18 protein-coding genes are annotated in these 24,245 nt (G+C 46.0%); 10 read left to right on the top strand and 8 right to left on the bottom strand.

All coding sequences use genetic code 11. From position 1 onward, the window contains the following. Window positions 1–60: 60 nt before the first annotated feature. Complete coding sequence (locus L5M40_RS08825) at window positions 61–2,775, bottom strand: TonB-dependent receptor (protein ID WP_263176846.1); 2,715 nt, start codon at window positions 2,773–2,775, stop codon at window positions 61–63. Window positions 2,776–3,099: 324 nt separating this feature from the next. On the opposite strand from L5M40_RS08825, the gene L5M40_RS08820 reads away from it, so the two are divergent. Further along, window positions 3,100–3,504, top strand: a complete 405-nt coding sequence (locus tag L5M40_RS08820) for a DUF1801 domain-containing protein (RefSeq protein ID WP_105252988.1) — start codon at window positions 3,100–3,102, stop codon at window positions 3,502–3,504. A gap of 174 nt (window positions 3,505–3,678) precedes the next feature. Here L5M40_RS08820 and L5M40_RS08815 read toward each other — a convergent pair whose 3' ends face one another. The 3 genes from L5M40_RS08815 to fccA form a co-directional block, all read right to left on the bottom strand. After that, on the bottom strand, window positions 3,679–4,416 hold the full coding sequence (locus L5M40_RS08815) for a dienelactone hydrolase family protein (protein WP_263176845.1): 738 nt from the start codon (window positions 4,414–4,416) through the stop codon (window positions 3,679–3,681). Window positions 4,417–4,484: 68 nt separating this feature from the next. Beyond that, a complete protein-coding gene (locus L5M40_RS08810; protein WP_105250073.1) occupies window positions 4,485–5,474 on the bottom strand; it encodes a 2-hydroxyacid dehydrogenase in 990 nt (329 codons plus the stop codon). Window positions 5,475–5,731: 257 nt separating this feature from the next. Continuing rightward, window positions 5,732–7,525 carry a fumarate reductase flavoprotein subunit FccA gene (fccA, locus tag L5M40_RS08805; protein ID WP_113939829.1) on the bottom strand — a complete coding sequence of 598 codons (1,794 nt, stop codon included), beginning with the start codon at window positions 7,523–7,525 and terminating at the stop codon, window positions 5,732–5,734. A gap of 498 nt (window positions 7,526–8,023) precedes the next feature. Between fccA and L5M40_RS08800 the strand changes: the two genes are divergently transcribed. The 3 genes from L5M40_RS08800 to L5M40_RS08790 are packed head-to-tail and all read left to right on the top strand — an operon-like array spanning window position 8,024 to window position 9,330. After that, complete coding sequence (locus L5M40_RS08800; RefSeq protein ID WP_105250071.1) at window positions 8,024–8,434, top strand: hypothetical protein; 411 nt, start codon at window positions 8,024–8,026, stop codon at window positions 8,432–8,434. A 5-nt stretch (window positions 8,435–8,439) separates the two neighbouring features. After that, a complete protein-coding gene (locus L5M40_RS08795; protein WP_263256516.1) occupies window positions 8,440–9,009 on the top strand; it encodes a class I SAM-dependent methyltransferase in 570 nt (189 codons plus the stop codon). 30 nt (window positions 9,010–9,039) lie between these two features. Further along, window positions 9,040–9,330, top strand: coding sequence for a hypothetical protein (locus L5M40_RS08790; RefSeq protein ID WP_131524699.1), 291 nt, complete (start codon window positions 9,040–9,042; stop codon window positions 9,328–9,330). Window positions 9,331–9,413: 83 nt separating this feature from the next. Here the strand turns inward: L5M40_RS08790 and L5M40_RS08785 are convergent, their stop codons facing one another. The 3 genes from L5M40_RS08785 to L5M40_RS08775 form a co-directional block, all read right to left on the bottom strand. After that, window positions 9,414–9,599: a cytoplasmic protein gene (locus tag L5M40_RS08785; protein WP_106651481.1), complete on the bottom strand. Its 186-nt coding sequence runs from the start codon at window positions 9,597–9,599 to the stop codon at window positions 9,414–9,416. Window positions 9,600–9,685: 86 nt separating this feature from the next. Next, window positions 9,686–11,119: a cytochrome C biosynthesis protein gene (locus L5M40_RS08780; protein WP_131524697.1), complete on the bottom strand. Its 1,434-nt coding sequence runs from the start codon at window positions 11,117–11,119 to the stop codon at window positions 9,686–9,688. Between the two features lie 275 nt (window positions 11,120–11,394). Then, complete coding sequence (locus tag L5M40_RS08775; protein WP_131524696.1) at window positions 11,395–11,820, bottom strand: organic hydroperoxide resistance protein; 426 nt, start codon at window positions 11,818–11,820, stop codon at window positions 11,395–11,397. Between the two features lie 139 nt (window positions 11,821–11,959). Here L5M40_RS08775 and ohrR point away from each other — a divergent pair, with 139 nt between their 5' ends. From ohrR to L5M40_RS08750, 5 genes are all read left to right on the top strand, one after another. Continuing rightward, window positions 11,960–12,457: a hydroperoxide resistance transcriptional regulator OhrR gene (ohrR, locus tag L5M40_RS08770; RefSeq protein ID WP_263163773.1), complete on the top strand. Its 498-nt coding sequence runs from the start codon at window positions 11,960–11,962 to the stop codon at window positions 12,455–12,457. 135 nt (window positions 12,458–12,592) lie between these two features. Continuing rightward, complete coding sequence (locus L5M40_RS08765; RefSeq protein ID WP_263178515.1) at window positions 12,593–13,768, top strand: glycerol-3-phosphate dehydrogenase/oxidase; 1,176 nt, start codon at window positions 12,593–12,595, stop codon at window positions 13,766–13,768. 109 nt (window positions 13,769–13,877) lie between these two features. Further along, window positions 13,878–15,050 carry a 23S rRNA (uracil(747)-C(5))-methyltransferase RlmC gene (rlmC, locus tag L5M40_RS08760; RefSeq protein WP_113939836.1) on the top strand — a complete coding sequence of 391 codons (1,173 nt, stop codon included), beginning with the start codon at window positions 13,878–13,880 and terminating at the stop codon, window positions 15,048–15,050. Between the two features lie 200 nt (window positions 15,051–15,250). After that, window positions 15,251–16,399: a chromate efflux transporter gene (gene chrA / locus L5M40_RS08755; RefSeq protein WP_131524688.1), complete on the top strand. Its 1,149-nt coding sequence runs from the start codon at window positions 15,251–15,253 to the stop codon at window positions 16,397–16,399. A 127-nt stretch (window positions 16,400–16,526) separates the two neighbouring features. Next, a complete protein-coding gene (locus L5M40_RS08750) occupies window positions 16,527–18,191 on the top strand; it encodes a methyl-accepting chemotaxis protein (RefSeq protein ID WP_105250062.1) in 1,665 nt (554 codons plus the stop codon). Window positions 18,192–18,330: 139 nt separating this feature from the next. Here L5M40_RS08750 and fdhF read toward each other — a convergent pair whose 3' ends face one another. Then, a complete protein-coding gene (fdhF, locus tag L5M40_RS08745; protein WP_263256515.1) occupies window positions 18,331–22,596 on the bottom strand; it encodes a formate dehydrogenase subunit alpha in 4,266 nt (1,421 codons plus the stop codon). A 537-nt stretch (window positions 22,597–23,133) separates the two neighbouring features. On the opposite strand from fdhF, the gene prfB reads away from it, so the two are divergent. Next, window positions 23,134–24,232, top strand: a protein-coding gene (prfB, locus tag L5M40_RS08740) for a peptide chain release factor 2 (RefSeq protein ID WP_168824900.1) whose coding sequence is annotated in 2 segments (ribosomal slippage) — window positions 23,134–23,208 and window positions 23,210–24,232 — 1,098 coding nt in all. Because the reading frame shifts where the segments join, the coding sequence is not laid out codon by codon here. Window positions 24,233–24,245: the final 13 nt, after the last annotated feature.

Genomic DNA, 24,245 nt, shown 5'->3' with positions numbered 1-24,245 from the left:
TATTTTATGAACTAATTTAGCCTGCTTGCTTAAGGGGATTGCCCCCTTAAGCCCAAAGCATTACAGAGCCCATTTCATTCCGACATAGTAACGACGTCCCATTAGGTCGTACGTCATAGTGTTGGTATTACCGTCGGTATAGCTTTGATGATATGGCGCTTGTTTATCGAACAGGTTATCGATACCTGCCGTTAAGGCTATATTGCTGTCCATTTGATAATGAACCTGTGCGTTATGGTAAGTGACCGCATCAACGGCGTCACCTATATCTCCGGCATTGGCATATTGATCATCCGCCGCGCCGATATATTGAATGTTGTAGCTAAAGCGCCAATTGTCATTCGTGATATCAAAATAGAGGTTTGAGCGCCATTTGGTGTAGCTACCATCATAACCAATGGTGCCAGATCGTGATTCAACGGGGGCGCCAGCGTAGGTTTGTAGATCGTATTGATCTAAATAGCTCAGCTCCCAAGTCGTATTAGTCACAACGCTGCCCATCTCTTTTGGGTAAAACATCGCCATATCAACACCTGAAACCACTTCGTTGGCGGCGTTGCCCAGTTGTGTCTGTAAGTAGGTGATGTTGCCTGTCATCGCGTCTCGCACAAAGTGCTCGTCGCTACAGAAAGGATGCGTCATCCCTTTACTGTCGTAACAGGCGGCTAATTTGCTCGAACCATTGACTGAGTTAATGGCGTTATTAATCTCTATTTTGTAGTAATCGAGCGTGATGTTGAGCCCTTCAATAAATCCCAGATCCCAAACAATACCGGCAGTAAAGGTATTGGCCTCTTCTGGTTCTAGCTCGGCATTGCCGCCACGGTCGGTTAAAATAGTGCCTTCTTGCTTATAATTCGTTGGCACGTTTGATGCCATACAATTAGCGTATCGATTCGAGCTAGGATCGAGCTTAGCCCACTCGCTACAAGGATCTGTGGTATTCATGGAACCTTGATCGATACCGCCAAACAACTCAGGAATATTCGGTACTCTGAATGCCGTGGATTGTGTGGCTCGCAGCGTCACTGCGTCATTGATGACCCACAGTAGCCCCATTTTATAATTGGTATCGCCACCGAAGGTATCAAAATAGGAATATCGCAACGCCGCAGTTAATTCGACCGACTTGGCAAAGGGCAGGCCGCTTAAAATAGGTAATAAGGTTTCAAGATAGATTTCGTCAGCAGTGTAACTACCATCAATCGGTTCTTGCTGGGCAGTGTTTGCTTCACCACTGATTTTAAGTGGGTCAGGATCATTCCATCCTTTCTCGTTTCTGTGCTCTAGTCCTACGGCAAAACTCATCATGCCCGCGGGTAACTGCCATAGATCGCCTGTGACATTCATCGTGAGACTAAACTGCTCATTACCGCCGTTATCTCGCATGTTAAACAGAAAATAGTCCAGCATTTCAGGTGTGAGTGAGCCAGCTCCCCAAAAGTCTGCGCAAGGGACATTAGGATCAAGATTACAGTTGCTATAGTCTGTCGCGTCGGCAAGACGAACCTTATTAATGACATTGGTCACTTCATAGGAACCACGATTACTGCCGAAGTTAACGGCAGCATCCCATTGCCAACCGTTATCTAAATCCCCTTTAAAACCTGTCACTAAGCGCCATGTATCCGCTTGAATATTAAATTGTCGGGGCGCTTCTGCCAGTCTGCGACTCTGTAGAAGGAAGTCTTCATCGGTCGGATTTGATTCATGCCAAGCAGGGATCACGATACCTGACACCGATTGCGGAGTAGCGGGTAATTGTGAGCGACGGTGAGTGTACATAGCCTCTGCAAACATTTGGCTGCTCGCCGTTAAGTCATATTCACCGTAGGCAAACAGATTGACTCGCTCGTTAGGTTGAACCGCATTAAAATACTGATAAGTATTATCTTTATGGCTACTGGTGTAAGGGGCACTTCCTGTTGGCAATAGCATTAATTCATTGCCGATTTGATTGCCATTTGCATCAATGAAATAGCCTTTTCCCCCCGACAGCGCCGAACTACCGCCACACACTAGCTCACCATTAACTTCCTCAAGCGGACAAGGCGCGCGACTCAACATATCGACGGCTTGGGTTTTATCGTAACTCATCGCCACATATGCACTGCCATGCTCACCGATATGACCGATGGCAAGGTCGAGCTTGTACTGTTCACCATCATTTTGCTCGGTTATGCCAGTTCGCGCTTGAAACTCAACCCCTTCGATTTGTTGCCGAGTGATAATATTGACCACGCCAGCAACCGCATCGGCACCATAAATGGCGGATGCACCATCTTTTAATACCTCGATTCGTTCAACCACGCTAACGGGAATAGTATTAAGATCTACAGAGGAGTTCGCCCCTGTGCCACTGTTCACCATACGTCGACCATTGAGCAGTACGAGTGTGCGATTTACCCCTAATCCGCGTAGGTTAACTTGGGTTGAACCATAGCCGCCCTCTGTCCAATAAGCATTCGTTTGATTACCCGCAAACCCCGCAGAGGCCGTCATTCTTTGCAGCAATACCTCAACTGAGGTGGCACCAGTTTTCTCGATATCTTGCGCGGTAAAAACGGTCATCGGCGCGGTGGAAGCCATCTCTTCCCTTTGAATTCGGCTTCCTGTAATGGCAATCCTTTCGATAGCAGTGGGAGTCGATAATTGAGGTTTAATTGCAGATGCTGGAAACATTACTTCAGTTTCGGCTTCGGCCGCTATCCCTGAAAAAGTGGCCATACTTGTTAGGGATATTGCAATTGAAGTCATTACTGCAGAGCTGGACATAATAAGCCTATGAAAGGTTTGTTTAAATAAAAATATGTTTTATAAAGGATTAAGCTGATATCTCAATAAAAACTCAACTACCTGCGACACTGTGTCACACTCCTAATACGCGGTTTATAATAAAGTGCTGATATAATCGACACTTTTGATATGGAAAAATAAAATTACGCTTGTTTCTACTTATTTCCACTATCTCTATATTTCCACTAAGTGATAAATCACCGATGACTAAGGGTTTGGAAGTTCAACCATGTGGGCCCGCTGCATAGTTTTTTGTTTTACAGATATGATGATTCGGCATTGCATAAATTGGAGGATGAGAGCATGCAAGCGGAAGTACAGAACAAGTTTGAAGGCTACCCTGAGCATATAACTCCCTTGCTATTACGGATCCGAATTTTGATTTTTTCGATTGCCGAAGCGCAAAATTTAGGCGCGGTGGAAGAGAGCTTAAAATGGGGCGAGCCGAGTTATTCCGTTAAAAATGGGAGCACAGTAAGGTTTGACTGGAAGCCTAAATATCCCGAACAATATTACCTATTCTTTAATTGTAAAACTAAGCTGATTGATACATTTCGAGAGCTGCATTCCGACGTGCTGCAGTTTGAAGGGAATCGAGCCATAGTGTTGAATATCCATGATCCCCTACCAGAATCTGCGATTTCCCAATGTATTGAATTATCGTTGAAATACAAAAGTATCAAACATCTACCTTTACTAGGCGCTTAGTTTCATTGAATAAAAAGATGATGAATCACTAAAACCTTAACGCGAGTTAAGGTTTTAGTCTGTTTCATTAAGCGTGAATTTTGCTAGTTAAGTGTGTTTTGGATAACCTGCTGTATTATTTGAATTATGCAATAAAGGCTTCTAACTTGTGGCGGTAGGATTCTTCAAAGGCAATTATCGAAGCACTCTTTGAAAAAAAGCCGTCGCTTGCAGGTACATTTGCAGTGCGAGTGCGGGATCATAGCGTTCGCCTTCATCACGCATAAAGGCGTGTTGGGCGTTGACTTCAAGCCAAGTGAAGTTACGGTTCAGCGCCATTAATTGCTGGTGGATTAGAACACGGCCTTCCGCGGATACGTGGGGATCTTGCTTGCCGAACACTAACACTAATTCCCCTTGAATATCACCGCTGCGGCTCAATGAGTCATTGCCGTAAGCGCAGGGTAGGGTGTTGGAATGAATGTCGGTAGGATAAAGACAAAATGCACCTAAAATAGCGGGGTTGAGTGCGGCGCGGTAGGCTAAGTGGCCGCCGATACACACGCCCATAGAGCCAACTTTGCCATTGCAGTAAGTTTGTTGAGTGGCAAAATCGATCAGTGCTTGGGTATCGCTATCGTGGTGTTCTAGGGGTTTGGCAAATTTATCGGCGTTACCTTTATCTTTACCTGATTCATCATAGGCCAGCACTGTGCCTAAAGGATTCAGTTCATGGAACACTTCGGGTACTAACACCACAAAACCGTGGCCAGCAAGAATAGTCGCGGTGCGGGCGATGGGCGCAGTTTGCTGAAATATCTCGGAATAAAAGATGATACTTGGGAATATTCCCTGTGCTTCTGGGCGATAGATATAGGTGCGCATTAGCCCTGAAGGCGTGGAGATATCCTGAATTTCCTGAGTCACTAACATATTTATATTCCTCTATGAGGCTTCAAACGTTGAAGCCTCACTTTAGCAGTCAGGATTTTATCTGTCAGTTAAAACAATTCGTTACCTGAGAGTTCACCGGCACATAGTGCTTTTATATTGCTTAAGGTCGTTTTGGCAATGGCGCCTAGGGCTTCTTCGGTGAGGAAGGCTTGGTGACCCGTGAAAATCACGTTATGGCAGGCTGATAAACGACGGAATACATCGTCTTGAATAATTTCATTCGATTTGTCTTCGAAGAACAGGCCTTTTTCGTTTTCATATACATCGAGCCCAAGCGAGCCGATTTGTCCCAGTTTTAATGCTTCCATTGCGTCGAAAGCATTGAGTAAACCACCGCGGCTGGTGTTGATCACCATGACACCGGGTTTCATCTTGGCGAAGCTGGCTTGGTTTAGTAAGTGACGGTTATCCGCGGTCAACGGACAATGCAAGCTGATGATATCGCTGTTGGCATAAATAGAGTCGAGATCTTGATATTCAACATTCAGCGCGATGACAGCCGGATTGATAAAGGGATCGAAGGCAATGACTTTACAGCCAAAACCGAGCAATACCTTGATGGTTGCTACGCCGATTTTACCTGTACCAATCACGCCGACGGTTTTGCCGAACATGTTAAAGCCGACTAAGCCTTCGAGGGAGAAGTTGGCATCGCGGGTGCGTTGGTAAGCTTTGTGGATTTTTCGATTCAGTGTCAACATCAGTGCGACTGTATGTTCGGCCACGGATTCAGGAGAATAAGCTGGTACGTTAACGACTTGCATGCCTAAGCGTTTAGCGGCAACTAAATCGACGTTGTTAAATCCAGCGCAGCGCATGGCGATAATTTTTGTGCCACCCTTAGCGAGTTCGACCAGAACTTCTTCACAGAGTGAATCGTTGACGAAGGCGCAGACAATTTCAAAACCTTCGGCAAGCTTCACTGTTTGCATGCAGAGGCGATAATCGAAGTACTCAATTTGTGCACCAAACGCAGCATTTGTGCGGTTAAAGTGCTGCATGTCGTAATGTTTCGCGCTAAAAAATCCAATTCTCATTTCAGTCACCTAACGGGTTTGCTGATGTCATTATCTGGCAAAGAGTGTAAGTGAGTTAGGGCTTTTTGTCCTTAGCCTTAGAAAATTCCCCTTTAAAAGAGTGAGCTTTATCATCAATTGGGAATAAAAAAGCGAGCCCCTGACGGCTCGCTTATTGATTGACTGCTTTTACTTGAAGTGTTCAAGCTAGGGCTCTCATATTGAAAGTCGTACTATATGAGCTGAGGGTTAGTCCTTTAACCCTCCGTTATTGCATTTTACTTTTTGTCTTTAGCGTATTTAGCTGCAGATGCACCCGCGATACGGCCATAAGTAACGATATCGGAAATAGCATTACCACCTAAGCGGTTAGCACCGTGAACGCCACCTGTGACTTCACCTGCTGCATATAAACCATCAATAGGTTTGCCCGTTTTTTCACTCTTCACTTCGGCTTTAGTATCGATCACAACACCACCCATAGTGTGGTGAACTGCTGGCGCGATTTCGAGAGCGTAGAAAGGTGCAACAACTAATTCACGTGGTAAATCAGGACGTTCAAATTGAGCATCTTTACCTGATTTAACAAAGCCATTATAAGCTTTCACTGTTTTAGCGAGTTCAGCCGCTGGAATATCTAACTGTTTAGCCAAATCTTCAATCGTTTTGCCTTCTTTAACAATGTTCAGGTGCACATAGCCTTCGATGGCTTTTAAGCTCTTACGGATAGAGTCATCGAATACCAAATAAGCACTTTCGCCTTTTTGTTGCAGAATCGCGGCAGACGCTTTGTCACGGGTGGTGATTTCGTTCATAAAGCGGTTACCTTCACGGTTAACCACGATCGCACCGTTACCACGTACCGCTTCGGTGATCATCACACCACCAGCAGGTGAATAAGTAGGGTGAGCTTGAATAAACTCTAAGTCGCGAGTTGCCGCGCCCGCTTGCAATGCCACGTCTAAGCCATCACCTGTAGCACCTGGGTGGTTAGTCGCTTTAAAGCCTTTTAACTTAGGATCATACTTAGCTACACGATCGTTATTTTTCGCAAAACCACCCGCTGCGATAACGACAGCGTCAGCTTTGACCACGTAATAACCTGTGTATTCACCCTTCACTAATACGCCGGTAATTTTACCGCTCGCATCTTCAAGAATACGTACTACACGGCTGTTTAAGCGGATGTCAGTACCACGTTTCACTGCATTGTCCCATAGAACTTGTGCTACGTGTGCACCCACGCCAGCGCCGCCTGTTGGACGGTGACTACGGTTAACACTTGCGCCACCCATACGACCTACGTCAGTCATATCGGCACCCATAGAGGTTAACCAATCGATAGAGTCTGATGAGTTGTTGGCTAAGGTTTTGACTAATTCAGGATCGTTAATATTGCGACCACCTTTCATGGTGTCGTCGATCATGATTTGTTTCTTGTCTGCGATACCTAGTTTAGCCTGTGGCTTAGTTTCTGCAGCGTTCATACCGCCAGCAGCAAGTTTAGTGTTTCCGCCTGGGATAGGTTCTTTTTCAAGCAGGATAACTTTAGCGCCTGCATCACGGGCTGAAACGGCTGCAGCAAGACCTGCACCACCTGAACCTATGATCACGACATCAGTGGTTTCTTTTGCGCCAGCGGCAATGGCTTTATCTTGAGCAGCTTTGTCTGCATCAACAGGCACAAACTTACGTTCCCACTTGCCACCGTAAGGCATATCGAAGCCGAAGCTGTGACAAGCATCGCAATAGGTGACTGATTTTTCATGACCTTTATGGCAGCTAGTACAAGCAATTTCGCCAATTAGGTGAGATTTATGGGGTGATACTTTATCTTTAGGTGCAGCGGCGGCCAGTTCTTTTAAATCACCGTGGCAGCTAACACACTGAGCATTTTCATGGGTAAGGTTGTCGTTGGTGACGCCACCTTTGTCTGATACGTGGCAGCTGTCGCAGCTACCCATTTCACCGTGAAAATCGGCTAGCACTTCTGGTGCTGCATAGGCAGTACCTGCCATAGCGCCAGAGATCAGCATGGCTAGTGCTGTTTTTTGAATCTTTCTTGTGAACATGATAGTTCCTCCGCCGTACATTCATCTACTTAATAAGGGTTATTCATCGTGGCGTGATATTTATTTTTTACGCAGCTCACGCACTGTTAGAGCATTCTCCATTTGCAAATTTAGCACTATCTAAAGAGGTATATGTATGTTCAGATCACATAACCTTTGTTACAGCGAAAATAACATATTTAAAATGTGCAATCGGATGGGAAATATTAATGAAGTTGAGACTAATCACTGCTTCAATACGGTATAACATGCGTGAGTTAACATATTGAATGGATTGATTTTAACTTTATAAAATAAAAAAGGCATAAATTATGGCTTTGGTGGTGTGTTTTATCTATTTGTATTTTATAGATATTATAATTTAATCTTGTATATTGAGGAGATGGCTTACTTATTTTTATATATTCTATAAATAATGTTATTTCAAAAGCCTTTATTGTATAAAATTATATTATCATTTTAATTAAATGTTACGCAATTGATTCTTAAGGGGTTGTAATGCACAAACAAGGCATATCAGAAAAACGTTTTTGGTTTCAACGTTTGAGTAAAACCAGTTTAAGGGCATTACATATTTTAGGGATCGTTGGTGTCGGTGGTGGTATTTTATTAGATGTCAATAAAGTGCAATGGTTGAGTTATTGGTATCTCGCGATGACGACGGGCAGCATATTAATGTTGTGGGAAATCGCACGGGATTGGCGCTGGCTGATCCAGCTTAAGGGAGTGTTAACTTTAGTAAAAATAGGCTTGCTTGGCCTGTTTGTGCCGCTGGCTCATTACAAACCTGAGCTGTTAATCGTGATACTTTTTTTGTCAGTGATCGTGTCCCATGGCCCTGCAGGGCTCAGGCATTATTCTATTGTGCATCGTCGGCAAATTGACTCGAAAAAAGAAATTAAGGGCTAATTGATATGTCTGTAACCCATACGTCAACTTTAACGCCTGCTGCGTTAATCACAGAGTTCGCTTGGCCTAATCCATCTGTGTCTAACTTAGACTTGAGTTGCTTCGATGGACTTAAGGTGCTCGATCTCGCTTGCGGTTCTGGGCGTAATGGTTTGTGGTTTTTAGCGCAAGGGGCTGAAGTGACTTTTATCGATCGAGATTTGTCAGCCATGTCACACATTGATCAGGCTAATGCTTACAAATTACAAAGGGATTTAGAAGCAGAGGCAGGACCATTATTGCCGGTTGAAGAGTACGATATTGTCTTAGTATTTAATTATCTGCATCGCCCATTACTGCCACAAATTGCTAAGGCGGTTAAGAGCACAGGCCTTATTGTCTATGAAACCTTTACAACGCAACAGGCGCAGATAGGTCGGCCACGCAACCCAGATTTCTTACTTACTGAAAATGAACTCAAATCAGTGTTTGCTAACTGGCAATCTTTACATTACTTTGAAGGTCGATTATGTGATCCGCAGTCCACTCAAAGCAGTTATAAAGCCCAGTTGATTGCGCGAAAACCTACAACGTAAATTTATTGATTGAGACTCAGAGGTCGTAGGATGTTTCCCTATCCAGAGCAATATCGCATTGCAACGCCGCCGTTGACGACCGCCTTTATGGTGGCGTGGGCTTTATTCAGTCACAGCTTATTTTCCGATGCAAATCCTGTCGCACTCTATCCGCTGTTAGCGCTATTTCCCTTGGTGATTGGATTACACTTATATTTGATTTTGTTTGCAAAAGGAATGGGGCGACTCGATCAGTGTTTCTATGCCTTAGTGCATATCCCACTGGCATTTGTGGTGTGGACATTCACTATTATGCACGTGAATGGTAACGCTTTTTCTTAAATTAGCCTGACGTTTTAGAGAAAATAACAAAAAAAAGCGCCCTGATAATCAGAGCGCTTTTTTTGATTTTGTATTGCTAACAATTAGGCCGTGGTGTTGATGTTGTGGCCTGCATTGCCTACGGGTTTTGGCGCCGCAGCTGCAATTAAATCTACCGCGATTTGACCTTCGGCTTTTTGCTGCTCTTTGGCTAACTGAGCAACCTTAACGCCAATTGCACCATTTTCTAGATTCGGTGCGATAGCTTGTGTATTCAGTGAAATTGACATAACTAACCTCAATTGTAAGCTGGATCCCTTTATCGGCAAACCCACGGTTAACTTTAGTCGTTACACATGAATTTGCCAATTTGCAATTATTTTGCCTTGGCCGTGAGCAGTTTGCGGCCGATAACAATTATTGCTGTAACGCCTAGCGAGCCTAAAATCAATCCGAGTGCCAGGCTCACATTTTGCAGTGCTGTTGGGTCAATAACCAGTGCGATACCCATACCTAACATCATCACGCCTGACATAAGTTTCAGGGTTTGGCCTTCTTTTTCGGTTAACTTACGTTTGCCTAAGGTCGCACTGAAAACGATAACAATAATAGCTAGCGGGATCACATATACAATATTGTATAAAACCAGATACATATAACGTTCAATGTCTGGCAGATTGTGCATAGATAGCACACTGGTGTAGATCATTGGGAAGCCTGCGGTGCAAAGTAATTCATAGGCGTTGGCGAGGATAGCTAATACAGTAGAACCTATGAGTAACGCGCCTAAGTTACTGGAATTGGATAGTTTCCCCATGCGTTTTATTAGACTCGTACGATTTTCTGCCGACATCGATAGTGTCACTTCTCCCTTAGTAAAGAAGTAATCTTTGATATTGATGACTCCAGCAATCAAAGCTAAACAACCCGCCGCTAAAATGATCATACCGCCATCACTGCCTGCCCCCAGCAGTTGGAAGATGTTTAGCCATGCTGTCATAAACAGGAAATAGATAAAGCCGGAGAAGAATACGAAAATCCCGCCGACGAGTAACATGCGGCTGCGACTCTTGGCATTAACCATTATCGACAGTAAAAATAGCAACACAAAGAAGGCACAAGGGTTAAAAGCATCGACACCTGCGAGCACTAAGGTGAGTAACGGCAGAGACATAGTCTCAGGTGTCACTACTCCCACTAAAGGTAATTCAACGGGTTGAACTTCTGGCTCTGCAACGGGCTCGCTTAAGCTGGTGGCATCACAGGTGCCTTCACCAGTATCCGTGCCACAAGTGCCAAAGAGCGGTGCATCTGTTTGAGCGCTTGTGGTTGTGCTGGTGGCTCCTTTGGTGGGGAGGTCAGCGTCGCTCAGTTTACCGCCAAGGGATAAATAACAATTCTTCAGTCGATTAACTAAAAACTCACCCGTGACTGCTTCACTTGAATATCCCACAATGGCCTTTTCGCAACTGGCCATATAGGGCACAGAACGCGCCTCTGTACTTGTTTTTTCGGCGATATTTTGCCAAATATCCTGCACGCCGGGATCTGACACCCTATGGGATTCGAGTTCTATCCAAGGGTATTTTTGCGGTAATGAATCAATGAAGGGATGGGCCTCTGCACAGTGCGGACAGGTTTTTGACCAAAAGAAATACAGCTTAATTTTGAGCTCACCCTGATCATTCACATAATGCCACGTTCGATCCGCTGAGCTTGAGGGTGTTGTCTCGGCCCAGCTCGGGATAGAAAAGGCAAAGAGGAATAATAGCGAGCAAAAGAGAGATAATTTCGATAGATATTTTGTCATAGCGCCTCCCACAGAGAGTGGGTTTAAGTATCGTCAAACGGTTCGATTATCTCTTACTCTACTTAAATCAATCATTTTGATTAAATTAGATATTAAGAAGTGTTAGTTAACTCGCGAATAATAATTTTTTGGGAACTGAAACCAGTTTATCTCCTTGTGAAATGGTGTGATGCACACTCACTCTCAGCTTGAGCTGTTATTGGCTAATAAAGAATAAAGCACCCGAGGGTGCTCTATTTCTGACGTTATCAACAGTTGTCGATGATGGGTTATGGTTAGCCTAGCGTTACGCCATTTACGCTAAGTTTCACGTCGATATTATTGCGCGTGGCGTTCGAGTATGGACAAACTTGATGTGCGTGACGCACGAGGGCTTCTGCGGCTTCTTGCGGTAAATCTAAGCTGACTTCTAAGGCAACCGCTAATGCAAAACCACCGGCGTCATTAGCACCTATGCCAACAACTGCACTGACTGGCGCTTCGGTAATATCCACTTTGCCGATTTTTGCGACGTGCAGAACGGCGTTTGAGAAACAGGCGGCATAACCTGCGGCAAACAGTTGTTCAGGATTCGTGGCAAGACCGCTACCGCCCATGGCTTTTGGATAGGCTAAAGCGACATCCAGTAAACCATCATCAGTGCTGACTTGACCTTGACGACCCGCTTTTGCTGTGGCACGTGTTTCATAAAGTGTTTTCATAGTATTAGACCTTTTAAGATTAAGGATTAAGTAAATTGACTTAAATTGTGCGCAATTCAATTGCGATAAACTATAATTCGATCTTTGGCGTGAATGCAAGTATATTGTGCGCAATATATTTAATTTGTCGGATCTTCCTATGGCAACAACTCAACCCAACACCCGTGTTAATACTGTCGATATGGCCGAAAATACCAGCACAGAGAATACCTTATGTCTTGAGAATCAAGTGTGCTTCTCACTTTATAGTGCTGCAAATGCTATGGTGCGTGCCTATCGCCCTTTGTTGGACAAATTAGATCTAACCTACCCGCAGTACTTAGTCATGCTAGTGCTATGGGAAGAGCAGGGGATTAGTGTCAAAACCTTAGGTGATAAACTTTTCCTCGATTCAGGCACGTTAACGCCATTGCTGAAGCGGCTAGAATCTAAAGGATTAGTGACTCGCGGGCGTAGCGAACAGGATGAACGCGTGAGAGTGCTGGCCTTAACGCCAGCGGGGCTTGCCCTCAAAACACAGGCAAGTGAAATTCCCCATTTGATGCGTTGCAAAGTCGGCGGCGAGGCGAGCGAACTAAAAGCCTTAAAGACTATGTGCGATCAAGCACTTAAGCAATTACATGCCAGTCTTGATTAAACTCTTATCGTCGAGATTTGATCTAAGATTAACTTATTGACATATTAACGCTTATTAGCGGTTCGACTGAGTGTAATGGGTTGTATGCTTGAGGCTCAGCGGGTCAGTCGTCTATTGAAGGTGCGAGAGTAAGTTATGGCCTGTTTCGATGTAGCCATTATTGGCGGTGGGATCAGCGGTGTCGGCATTGCCCAATATGCAGCAGCAGCGGGCTATTCCACCTTGCTGATTGAAAAGGGCGAAATTGGCGGCCAAACCTCAGCGAATTCCAGCAAGCTTATCCACGGTGGTTTACGCTATTTAGAAACCGGACAAATTAATTTAGTCCGCAAATCATTGCTTGAAAGGCGACATTTACTCAATCTTGCGCCATCACTTGTTAAAGCTGTGCCCTTTTATATTCCCGTGTACGACAACAGTCAGCGCAGTCCTTGGACCATTCGCGCTGGACTGAGTATGTATGCACTGCTGAGTGAATTTGATCCTTTAGGCCAATTTGTGTCAGTACCTGCTGTGCATTGGCATCGTTTCAAGGGATTAAAACTCTCTGGATTAAAAGCCGTATTTCAGTACTGGGATGCGCAGACCGACGATAAATTGCTCACTCAAGCGGTGGCGCGCAGCGCGCAGGCACTGGGCGCTGAAGTCTATGCCGAGGCTGAATTTCTTGAGTTGGAACACAAGCGCGAGACCTGTGAGCTGAGTTTTAGCCACAGGGGCGAAATCCATAAAGCCGAAGCGAAGCTTGTGATTAATGCTGCAGGTCCTTGGGTAAATGCTGTTTTAAGCAAAGTCTTGCCCCCACTTGCGGGTGTTGAACTCGATTGGGTACAAGGCGCCCATGTGTTACTGGATATTCCTGCGCCCGATGGCATCTTGTACTTAGAGTCATGCTTCGATAAACGGGTAATATTTGTGATGCCTTGGTATGGTCAAACCTTAGTCGGCACCACAGAAACTGAATTAACTTCTTTAGATAAGCCGCCTGAGGCGACCGAATCTGAAATTAATTATCTGCTGGGGATCTACAAACATTATTTCCCACTAACGCCGGATATTGATGAGCTCAAGGCGCTAATAACCAAAACTTTCTGTGGTATTCGGGTCTTGCCTAAGCAAAATAGCCAAGCCTTTGAGCGACCGCGAGATACCTTAATGCAAACATCGATTTCCCATCCGCGAATACTCAGTTTATATGGCGGTAAGTTAACGACGTTTCGCAGTACCTCAGCCGAAGTGCTTGAATGGATTGAAAAGGCCATAGGTAAGCGGCAGTCTATTGCTGATGTTGATAAACTCACCCTATCTTGAGTGCGCCGTGAATTATGCACTTGATGCTGATTTGAATATGCTTCAAGGTGATTTTTACCTGTAAAACCGCTACAGTGTGGCGCTTTTTTACTGATATCTAGGATCTGCCGTGAATGCTGCTATTGTAAATACCGTCAAGCAATGTGGTTATTTTAACCAAGGTCAGTGCCTTTCTTGCCGGCATATACAACAGCCTATGGTGCAGCAAGTGGCGGTTAAGACTCAAACTTTACAGCAACTACTCGCGCCTTTTATCCCAGCTAATTTGCCCGATATTTTTCAGCCGCCGGTAATTGGCGAGGACAGCGGCTTTCGTAATAAAGCTAAAATGGTGGCCTTAGGCGCCGCCCATGCGCCTGTGTTGGGGATTGTGGGCCCAAGTGGCGAGGCGGTAGATCTTTGCGACTGCCTTTTATATCCATCTGATATGCAAGATTTATTACATCGCTTAACACGCTTTGTGCAGCAGGCTGGACTTCCTCCTTATCGGGTAGATAGAGCCAAGGGTGAACTTAAATTTATTCTGCTGACCCGCAGTCAAGTGCGTGGTGAATATCTACTGCGGTTTGTACTGCGGTCCACCAATAGTATCGAACGTATCGAACGTGAATTACCTGCATTATTAGCTGAATATCCGCAAATAAAAGTGGTGTCAGTCAATATCCAACCGGTTCATATGGCAATACTTGAGGGTGATGAAGAGATTTTCTTAACTGAGAATACTAGGCTTGAAGAACGTTTTAATCATGTGCCTTTGTTTATTCGGCCTAAGAGCTTTTTCCAAACCAATCCACACGTTGCGGCGCAGTTATATCAAACGGCCCGTGAATGGGTTGCCGAGTTTTCACCTCATTCGTTATGGGATCTCTTCTGTGGTGTAGGCGGTTTCGGACTGCACTGTGCATCTAAAGATATTACCCTCACAGGGATTGAAATTGAAGCTGAAGCGATTGCCTGCGCGCAAATGTCAGCGCAAATGATGGGGCTCGAAAACGTACAATTTATGGCGCTCGATTCCACCGACTTTGCTAAGGGTAAAAGCGCTGCCGATAAGCCGGATTTGATCATAGTTAATCCGCCGAGGCGCGGTATTGGCGAGGCGCTATGTCAGTCTTTAAGCGAGTTTGCCCCTAAGGCCATTCTCTATTCAAGCTGTAATCCGCAAACCTTAGCGAAAGATCTCGAACATATTCAAGGCTATCACTTAACCAAAGTGCAGCTATTTGATTTATTCCCCCACACGGATCACTTCGAAGTACTAGTCATGTTGGTGAAGGATTAATTTTTTAGCTCATCAATTTATCACTAAGCATTTGTGTTCACTCGCTTTACGACTCTTGAAGTCCGCTCAAACAATCATAAGGACTCTACCATGTGGAGTCTTTGCAATACTTTTATCTGTGCTGCTCGCGTGAAACTTCATCAAAGTGTCTTTTTAGTGGCATAATCTTCAGCACTTTATGCATTGATGGGCGGCGATTTATGCTACAGATTTTCCTACGCTTTTTTACCTTGGGCTTGATGAGTTTTGGCGGACCTGCGGCGCACATTGGTTATTTTCGCCAGACCTTCGTAAATGAACTCGGTTGGCTCGATGATAAGCGTTACGCCAGTCTGGTTGCCTTAAGCCAATTTATGCCGGGGCCAGGGTCGAGCCAAGTGGGCTTTGCCATTGGTTATCAAAGAGGCGGGCTTGTTGGCGCGCTTGCTGCTTTTGCCGGTTTTACACTACCTTCCTTTATTTTGATGTACTTACTGGCGGTAACAACGTCGGCCTGGCTCGCCAATCATTATGTTCAAGGGATGATTTATGGGCTTAAGTTAATGGCCGTCGTTGTGGTTGCCGATGCCGTTCTCGCCATGTTTAAACAGTTCTGCCAACGCAAATCCGCACGCCTATTAATGTTAGTCAGTGCTGCGGCAATTTTGATTGCGCCATCTATGTTGACGCAAATCCTCTTGTTACTCGGCGCCGCCACTATCGGCATCTATAAATTGAGTGCGAGCCAAGATGACACAGTAGCGCTGGCACCGATTCGATTGAATTACTTCTATTTGTTGCTCTTTTTCGTGTTGCTCATCGGCAGTTTTTTTATCGTGGATTTAGGATCTGAAGCTTGGATCTTCGGTGAGTTTTATCGCGTAGGGAGCTTAGTATTTGGTGGTGGTCATGTTGTGCTACCTCTGTTGGAAACTGCGGTGGGTGATACCATAGGTGGCGATCGTTTTCTGACAGGTTATGCCTTTGCCCAAGCAGTGCCAGGACCTATGTTTACCTTTGCGACCTTTTTAGGCGCTGAAGTGATGTTAGATAAGCCCTTCATGGGAGCTTGCATCGCAACCGCAGCCATTTTCTTACCCGGTTTTTTACTCATGCTGGTGGGGTTGAAAAGTTGGCATGCGATTGCCGCAAGACCAAAAATTGCTGGCGCGATAGCGGGAGTGAATGCCTGTGTTGTTGGCTTACTTGCCGCAGCACTTTATCAACCCGTGTTTTCTCAGGCGGTATTCTCAGGTAAAGATATGGCCTTGGTATTGCTCGGTTTTGGTGCATTAAAGTTATTTAAACCACCTATGCTACAACTGGTATTAGGCTTTAGTGTATATGGTGTGCTGCTTAATATGCTTTGAACTGAGTCGTTATTAATCGAATGTTTATTGAGCAAGATTAAGATTTTGTTACTTTAAGCGCATAGAAATACAACAATCTTAGCTATACTCCGAAGATACAAGTTGTAATCCTTTGGAGCATTCAAGTATGTCTAAGTTGAGTTTGCGCAATAAATTATTATTGCTGTCGCTGTTTCCTTTGATCCTCGCATTATTGGTGTTGATGTCGGTTTCTTATTATGTTGAGCAAGATGCGCTTGCCGATGAGGTGGTTACCTTTAGATCTAAGCTCGTCGGTGAACGTAAACAACAAATCAAAGAAGCTACCGAAATTGCCGCTGGTATAGTGAATTACCAATTATCGTTAAAAGAACAAGGGAATGTGAATCAAGCGCTAAGAGACATACGTTTTGGCAGTGCGGGTTATTTCTTCATGTATGACTCTCAAGGGAAAAATATTTTTCATGCCCTCATACCGAGTTTAGAAGGGCAAAATAAAATGGATATGACAGATCCTCGCGGCACTAAAATTATCGTCGGTCTGCTCGATGCCGCTAAACGTGGCGATGGTAGTTTTTCCTATTACTATCAAAAACCTAATACTAATGAACAGATTGAAAAAATCAGTTACGCCATGATGATCCCTGGTACTGACTGGATGTTAGGTACTGGGGCATATATCGATGATATTGAAGCTGTTGTTGAAGATTATCGCGAGACAGTGACTGAGCAAATGGCAGAAAAATCCTTCGCGATTTTGCTGATAGCGCTTTTCCTTACGGGTATTACTGGCTTTATCATTATGATTGCCGCCCACCGTATGGTCGTGCCAATCAAGAATATGGCCGATAACTTAAATGATATTGCTAAGGGCGAAGGGGATTTAACCAAACGACTTACCGTAAAAGGTGAAGACGAAATTGCCCAACTTGGGCGCTCCTTTAACCTCTTTGTCGATAAACTTCAGCATATTATCGGCGATGTTGCGACTGCGACGGCTAAAGTAAAAACGGCTGCCAATGCGATTCATGATCAAACTAAAGTCATGTCGAGCCAGTTGGTGAGTCATAACAATGAAACCGATCAGGTGGTGACTGCAATCACTGAGATGTCCTCCACTGCGAACGAAGTGGCTAAGAATACTACTCAAGTAGCCGAAGCGACTCACGCTGCTACTGGTGATGTGGCGAATGCCCAGCGCTGTGTTGATGCTTCGCTTGAGGAGATTGCGTCTTTAATGTCGCAAATCAATAATGCGGCGGGCAGTATAAAGTCACTCAGCGAGCAATCACAGAAGATCAACAGCGTGCTTTCTGTCATTGGCGGTATTGCCGAGCAAACTAACCTATTGGCATTAAACGCCGCCATCGAAGCGGCCCGAGCTGGTGAACAGGGTCGTGGATTTGCTGTGGTCGCCGACGAGGTGCGTAATTTAGCCAGTCGAACTCAAGCCAGCACGTTAGAAATCAACGAGATGTTATCGGCACTGCATAAGCTAGTGACCCAAGCCGTGAAAGCCATGGAAGAGAGTCAGCAAAGCTGTGTACGTTCGGTGGATTCTTCTCGCACGATTTCCGATAGTTTAGGTTCAGTCACTTCAGCGGTAACGGCGATTAATGATATGAGTACCCAAATTGCGGCCGCGGCGACAGAGCAAAGCTCAGTAACCGAAGAAATTAACCGTAACGTGTATGCCATCCAAGAGATTGTAAACGAGTTACTTCATTCCAGCGAAGATGCCGCTAGGATCAGTATGACAGTCTCGGAAGAAGGCATTAACTTGGGCAAGTTAGTGGGCCAGTTTAAGATTTAGTGGGACAGTTTAAGATTTAATTGCAGCAATCTTGATTAAAACGGGAGACTTAAAGTCTCCCGTTTTTATTTGGCTTATTTACCTTTTTGAAGAGCACTTAATCCATCTACTTTAGTCAATCCAGCCTAGTCAGTTCATTCTAATCAATTTTCTCGGCAACCCGCTCAACCCTTACCGAGCAGACCTTATATTCTGGGATAAAAGCGACAGGATCGAGTGCATTGATGGTGAGTTTATTCGCCGCAGCTTCCACAAAGTGGAAAGGCAGGAATAGTACGCCAGCTTGGGCTCTTTTCGTCACAAAGGCGTCGATTTCAATTTCACCGCGACGGGTTGTGAGTTTGATTTTATCGCCATTGCCTATGCCGAGTTGCTCGGCATCGTAGACTGAAATCATTACTTTAGGCGAGCCGAGTAAGTCGAGTCCAGCCGTTTTACGGGTTAAGGTGCCTGTGTGGAACTGTTCCAGTAAACGTCCGGTCGACAGAGTGAGCGGGTACTCACTGCAGGGCATTTCTGCGGGTAAGCGATAACTTACTGGTGTGAACTTGCCTAAGCCGCGGGTGAATTGACCTTGGTGCATGATGGGCGTTCCCGGATGGGTTTCATCTGGACATGGCCATTGAATGCCTTGGGGAATTTTACCGTCAACTCCAGTGCTTAATCGCTGCCAAGTAATGCCGCGATATTGTGGTGTCAGCTCATTGATTTCCTGCCAAATCGCTTCTTCATTAGGGTAATCCCAAGCGGCACCCATCGCATTGGCAATGGCTTGGACAATTTGCCAATCGGGAAGGGCTTCACCTGGCGGTAGCAGGGCCTGTTCGAGTCGCTGCACTCGTCGTTCAGTATTAGTGAAATGACCGCGTTTTTCGACAAAGGCTGCGGCGGGCAGAACCACATCGGCAAGCTCGGCGGTTTCGGTGAGGAAGATGTCCTGCACCACTAAAAAGTCGATTGCATTAAGCGCCCTAAGCACATGGGCTTGATCTGGGTCGCTTAATACGGGGTTTTCGCCCATTACATATAAAGCCTTGATTTTCCCTTTGGAAATATCATGCATCATATGGGTTGCGGTCACGCCAATTTCTCCCGATAACGGCGTTTGCCAATGTGCCTCGAAACGCATTCTGGCATGAATGTCGGTGACTTTTTGGTAACCACTGAAGAAGTTAGGCAGTGCGCCCATGTCACAGGCACCTTGCACATTACTTTGTCCCCGCAGTGGATTAATCCCCGCTCCTTCAACCCCAATATTGCCGCACAGAAGTTGTAGATTAGATATGGCGGTAACATTGTCGTGTCCCGTCGTGTGCTGGGTAATGCCCATGGCATAGTAGACTGCGGTTTTGTCGGCAGTGCCTATGGTTTGGGCGATGCGGGCGATATCTTCGGCTTTAACACCTGTTATCAAGGCTGCGTTTTCTAGGCTGTAATCTACTTTTTTGAGTTCAGCATAGAGAGCATCCACGCCTTCGGTGCGCGCGGCAATGTAGCTTTTATCCTGCCAGTCGTTGCGGATAATTTCCGCCATAATCGCATTGAGTAGCATGACGTCAGTGCCGGGTCTGTGGGCGACATAAAGCTGTGCACTGTCGGCAATGGCGACACGTTTAGGATCGGCCACCATTAATCTTGCGCCATGCAAAGCCACGGCTTGCTTAATTTTCGAGGCGATGATCGGGTGAGCACTGCTGGTGTCTGAGCCTATGATAAAAATCACATCCGATGCTTGAATGCTCGGAATGTCATTGGTCATGGCGCCACTGCCGATACTTTGCTGTAGCCCAGTGACTGTAGATGAATGACACAGACGGGCACAATGGTCGATGTTATTGGTGCCGAGTATGCTTCTGACAAATTTTTGTAGGAGGAAGTTTTCTTCATTGGTGGCTTTTGCCGAGGCCAAGCTTGCCAGTGCATTGCTGCCATGTTGCTGTTTTATTCGCTGTAAATTTTCGGCCACATAGGCGATGGCTTCAGGCCAACTACTTGGCGTGAGCTGGCCATTTTTACGAATGAGTGGCGTGGTGAGGCGTTTTTCACTGTGAATAAAATCGAAACCAAACCGGCCTTTCACACACAACATGCCTTGGTTTACCACAGACTCTTTATTGCCCTCGATATGACGGATCTGATTCGTGCTGGTATCGATTTTAAGGTCAAGCCGACAGCCTACGCCGCAATAGGTACAAATTGTTGAGGCGGTTTTGAGTGGCGTTTCATCGCCTTGGCGTTTATCCCGCGCATCGACGAGTGCACCCGTTGGGCAAACCTGCACACAGTTGCCGCATTGCACACATTTGCTGTCGGCCATGCTAGCGCTAAAGCCGACTCTCGGTGCGCGGCGCGTGGCGGTTTCGCTTATGTCTTGCGGCAGTGCTTGATAGGAATCATGGGCAAATTGAATCGCACAATGGCCACTCTGCAACTGGCACACATCGACGCACTTACCGCAGCTAATACAACGATTTGCATCAAATTGAATGAACGGACTCGATTTATCGACCGAAAACTTACGCACGCTTTGAGTGCTGAGTGACTTAGGTTCGACATGGTAGTCGGTCGCATAGTCCCTTAATTTACAATCCGTATTGGCTTGGCAGGCGCATTCGAGGCAGCGCGCAGCTTCTTGCATGGCGGCATCGGGAGCAAAGCCTAGCTCGACTTCGCCGTAATTGAGTAAACGTTGCACCGCGTTCAATTCGGGCATGGTTAAACGGGCTTTACGTGCGACAGAGGGGTAGAGCTCGGTAGTTGGCAAGCCTTGTTTTATTGTGTTACCGACTGCTTTTGATGAATTAAATTCAGTGGCATGCAGCTCACAGCTTAGGCCTTGTTTGAGCAATTTATCTATGGCAATTGCGGCTTTATGGCCATCGCCTATCGCAGCGACTGCGGTAGCAGGGCCGCGGCGTGCATCCCCTACCACAAAGAGTTTTTCAACCCCGGACGACATAGTGTGCTCGCAGCCAATAAAGGTATTCCAGCGGCTGAGAGCGAGTTCACCATTGCTTAAGTGGCTCGCGGGATCTTGCATAAAACTCATGTCGGGAGTTTGTGATACTGCGGCTATCACAGTGTCGAAATCTTGAGTAAAGGTTTCGCCGGTATCAACGGGAGCACGTCTGCCAGAGGCATCGGCTTCGCCGAGTGCCATCTTAGCGAAGGTGACTGAATGGACTCTACCTTGCGCATCGCTATGGTTTTCAAGCGGATTGGTTAAAAAATGAAACTTCACCCCTTCGACTTCGGCCTCATGTACCTCGTAAGCTTCGGCGGGCATTTCTGCGCGGGTACGACGGTAAATTAGGGTTACATCGCAACCTTCACGCACTGCTGTGCGGGCGCAATCAATAGCGGTATTGCCACCGCCAATGACGGCGACTTTCTTACCTAAAACAAGTGTCTTTTCGAGACAATGATCTTTTAAGTAATCGACACCTAAGTAGCAACCCGCGAGTGTGCTGCCGGGATAATCCATAGGCACAGCTTTTTGGGCGCCAATGGCGAGACAGACGGCATCAAAATCTTCAACTAATTGATTTAAATGTATCTCGTGACCGAGACGTGTTTCTGTGTGGATGGTTAACCCGTTATGGCACAAGAGTTCGATTTCTTTATCGAGTATCACCTTGGGTAAGCGATATTCAGGAATGCCATAGCGCAGCCAGCCACCCGCCTGTGGCATAGATTCGAATATCTCAACGCTATGGCCTTGGTTTGATAAGTAATATCCGGCACTTAATCCTGCTGGACCCGCACCGATAATGGCGACTTTTTTGCCCGTGTCGGCTTGGCGTGACGGCACATAACTCATGCCCCCATTTTCGCTATCAGCTAAGTCGAGATCGGCGGCGTGACGTTTTAATTGGCGTATGGCAATGGGCTCATCGACCAGCCCGCGGCGACATTGTGCTTCACAAAAAGCAGGGCAGACACGGCCAATGGAGAGTGGCAGCGGCAAAGTTTGTTTAATGACTTTAACGGCTTCAGTATGGTTGCCTTGGGCGATGTGATACAGGTAACTCTGCACATCGACGCCCGCAGGGCATGCTTGTTGGCAGGGGGCTTCGCAATCGGCAAAATGATCGCTCAAGATTTCGGTCAGCGCTTGTTTGCGTTTTTGGCTTAAGAATTCAGACTGAGTTATGACTCGCATGCCGACGGTGGCGGATGTTTCACAGGCGCGTACGCAGCGCAAACTCGCGTCGGAATTCTCAATTTGGACGACACACAAATTGCAGGCTTGCTTGTTTGCATGTTCGTGAATGCCTAATTGCTGCGAGGCTGCGCTGGGATCACATAAGCTGGGTATTGCTATGCCAGCAGCATGCGCCACTTGCAGTAGGTTATCGGTCGGATTAACCGACAACACTTGGTCATCAATTCGAAGTTCTATCATCCCATGGCCTTTTTATATGTAGGGTGCTTAGCTGCTATAGCGCGGGGCTGCAGGCTTAGGTTGTTTCGAGTATACCTAGACAGCTTTAGAAGACGCTTATGGGCGAGTGAAGTTTGTTGCAAAATTGCAGCTTGAATCACAAACCCGCTCAGACTGTGCGCTGATGAATGTTTGTTCTAGTTTAGTCGTGATGGGGTTGGCGTTATCAGGCCTTTTTAGTTGTGTTTCCTTTGATATTATGGGGATTTTTTAGGCAGGAGAGCGCTTGTGTGTCAGCCATTGGCCTCGCGCATAGCACTATCTTGGCTAAATTTAAGTAAGATCACAGTCTTAACTCATTGCTTTTTGTTAGTCTCGGCTTTAGTGCTGTGGTCTTTTAGCTTGGAAAATAATCCTTGTTATCCCATTTAATGAACAGTGCACCCCTAGGTTTACCAGTCTGGTTAGGTTAAAATGCGCGGTTGCAAATACTGTTAATCACCGCCCCTTTTAGTGGAAGATCAATTAAAGCGGCCAAATAAAGAAAGTTGAAAACTCATGTTTGAAGTTAATCCAGTAAAATTCAAAATTAAGGAGCTTGCCGAGCGCACGGAGCTTCTTAGGGGGTATCTTTGACTACGATGCCAAAAATGAGCGTCTAGAAGAAGTTACCCGTGAGCTTGAAAGTTCAGAAGTGTGGAACGACCCAGAGCGCGCCCAAGCCTTAGGCAAAGAGCGCGCCAGCCTAGAAGCTGTGGTCAAAACCATAGACGATATGGACTCAGGTCTTGAAGATGTTGAAGGCTTACTCGAGCTGGCTATTGAAGAGGAAGACGAAGATACCTTCAATGAAACCAGTAAAGAGCTGGATTATCTCGAAAGCCGCCTTGCCGATCTTGAATTCCGTCGTATGTTCTCCGGCCCGCAAGATGCGTCAAACTGTTATTTAGACATTCAGTCTGGTAGTGGTGGTACCGAAGCCCAAGATTGGGCCAACATGGTGCTGCGTATGTACCTACGTTGGGGCGAAGCCCATGGCTTTAGCCCTGAGTTGATGGAAGTGACCGATGGTGACGTGGCTGGTATTAAAGGCGCGACCATTAAGTTTACTGGCGAATATGCGTTCGGTTGGTTACGCACTGAGACTGGCGTGCACCGTTTAGTACGTAAGTCGCCATTTGATTCATCGGGTCGTCGTCATACGTCATTCTGCTCTGTGTTCGTTTATCCAGAAATCGATGACGATATCACGATTGATATCAACCCATCGGATCTGCGTATTGACACTTATCGCGCATCTGGCGCGGGTGGTCAGCACGTTAACAAAACGGAATCGGCGATTCGTATTACCCACTTACCGACGAATACCGTCGTGCAGTGCCAGAACGACCGTTCACAGCATAAAAATAAAGATGCTGCGATGAAGCAGCTGAAAGCAAAACTGTTTGAGTTAGAAATGCTCAAGCAAAATGCCGACAAACAGGCCGCAGAAGACGCTAAGTCTGATATCGGCTGGGGCAGTCAAATTCGCTCTTATGTATTAGACGATGCCCGCATTAAAGACTTACGCACAGGCGTTGAAACCCGCAATACTCAAGCGGTACTCGATGGCGATCTGGATAAGTTTATCGAAGCCAGTTTGAAATCTGGGCTGTAATTAATTCAAGGTA

This window comes from Shewanella sp. SM68 (genome assembly GCF_025653925.1).
Classification (GTDB): domain Bacteria; phylum Pseudomonadota; class Gammaproteobacteria; order Enterobacterales; family Shewanellaceae; genus Shewanella; species Shewanella oncorhynchi.
The sequence above is the reverse complement of the archived record's forward strand: the minus strand, read 5'-3'. Positions and strand labels throughout refer to the sequence as shown.

What these genes read in the sequence shown, in the direction of transcription:
- L5M40_RS08750 (WP_105250062.1), top strand. Translation starts at nt 16,527, where the DNA reads ATGTCTAAGTTGAGTTTGCGCAATAAATTATTATTGCTGTCGCTGTTT.
- L5M40_RS08775 (WP_131524696.1), bottom strand. Translation starts at nt 11,820, where the DNA reads ATGAAAACACTTTATGAAACACGTGCCACAGCAAAAGCGGGTCGTCAA.
- ohrR (WP_263163773.1), top strand. Translation starts at nt 11,960, where the DNA reads ATGGCAACAACTCAACCCAACACCCGTGTTAATACTGTCGATATGGCC.
- L5M40_RS08800 (WP_105250071.1), top strand. Translation starts at nt 8,024, where the DNA reads ATGCACAAACAAGGCATATCAGAAAAACGTTTTTGGTTTCAACGTTTG.
- L5M40_RS08780 (WP_131524697.1), bottom strand. Translation starts at nt 11,119, where the DNA reads ATGACAAAATATCTATCGAAATTATCTCTCTTTTGCTCGCTATTATTC.
- fccA (WP_113939829.1), bottom strand. Translation starts at nt 7,525, where the DNA reads ATGTTCACAAGAAAGATTCAAAAAACAGCACTAGCCATGCTGATCTCT.
- L5M40_RS08825 (WP_263176846.1), bottom strand. Translation starts at nt 2,775, where the DNA reads ATGTCCAGCTCTGCAGTAATGACTTCAATTGCAATATCCCTAACAAGT.
- L5M40_RS08765 (WP_263178515.1), top strand. Translation starts at nt 12,593, where the DNA reads ATGGCCTGTTTCGATGTAGCCATTATTGGCGGTGGGATCAGCGGTGTC.
- chrA (WP_131524688.1), top strand. Translation starts at nt 15,251, where the DNA reads ATGCTACAGATTTTCCTACGCTTTTTTACCTTGGGCTTGATGAGTTTT.
- L5M40_RS08820 (WP_105252988.1), top strand. Translation starts at nt 3,100, where the DNA reads ATGCAAGCGGAAGTACAGAACAAGTTTGAAGGCTACCCTGAGCATATA.
- fdhF (WP_263256515.1), bottom strand. Translation starts at nt 22,596, where the DNA reads ATGATAGAACTTCGAATTGATGACCAAGTGTTGTCGGTTAATCCGACC.
- L5M40_RS08815 (WP_263176845.1), bottom strand. Translation starts at nt 4,416, where the DNA reads ATGTTAGTGACTCAGGAAATTCAGGATATCTCCACGCCTTCAGGGCTA.
- L5M40_RS08795 (WP_263256516.1), top strand. Translation starts at nt 8,440, where the DNA reads ATGTCTGTAACCCATACGTCAACTTTAACGCCTGCTGCGTTAATCACA.
- L5M40_RS08810 (WP_105250073.1), bottom strand. Translation starts at nt 5,474, where the DNA reads ATGAGAATTGGATTTTTTAGCGCGAAACATTACGACATGCAGCACTTT.
- L5M40_RS08790 (WP_131524699.1), top strand. Translation starts at nt 9,040, where the DNA reads ATGTTTCCCTATCCAGAGCAATATCGCATTGCAACGCCGCCGTTGACG.
- L5M40_RS08785 (WP_106651481.1), bottom strand. Translation starts at nt 9,599, where the DNA reads ATGTCAATTTCACTGAATACACAAGCTATCGCACCGAATCTAGAAAAT.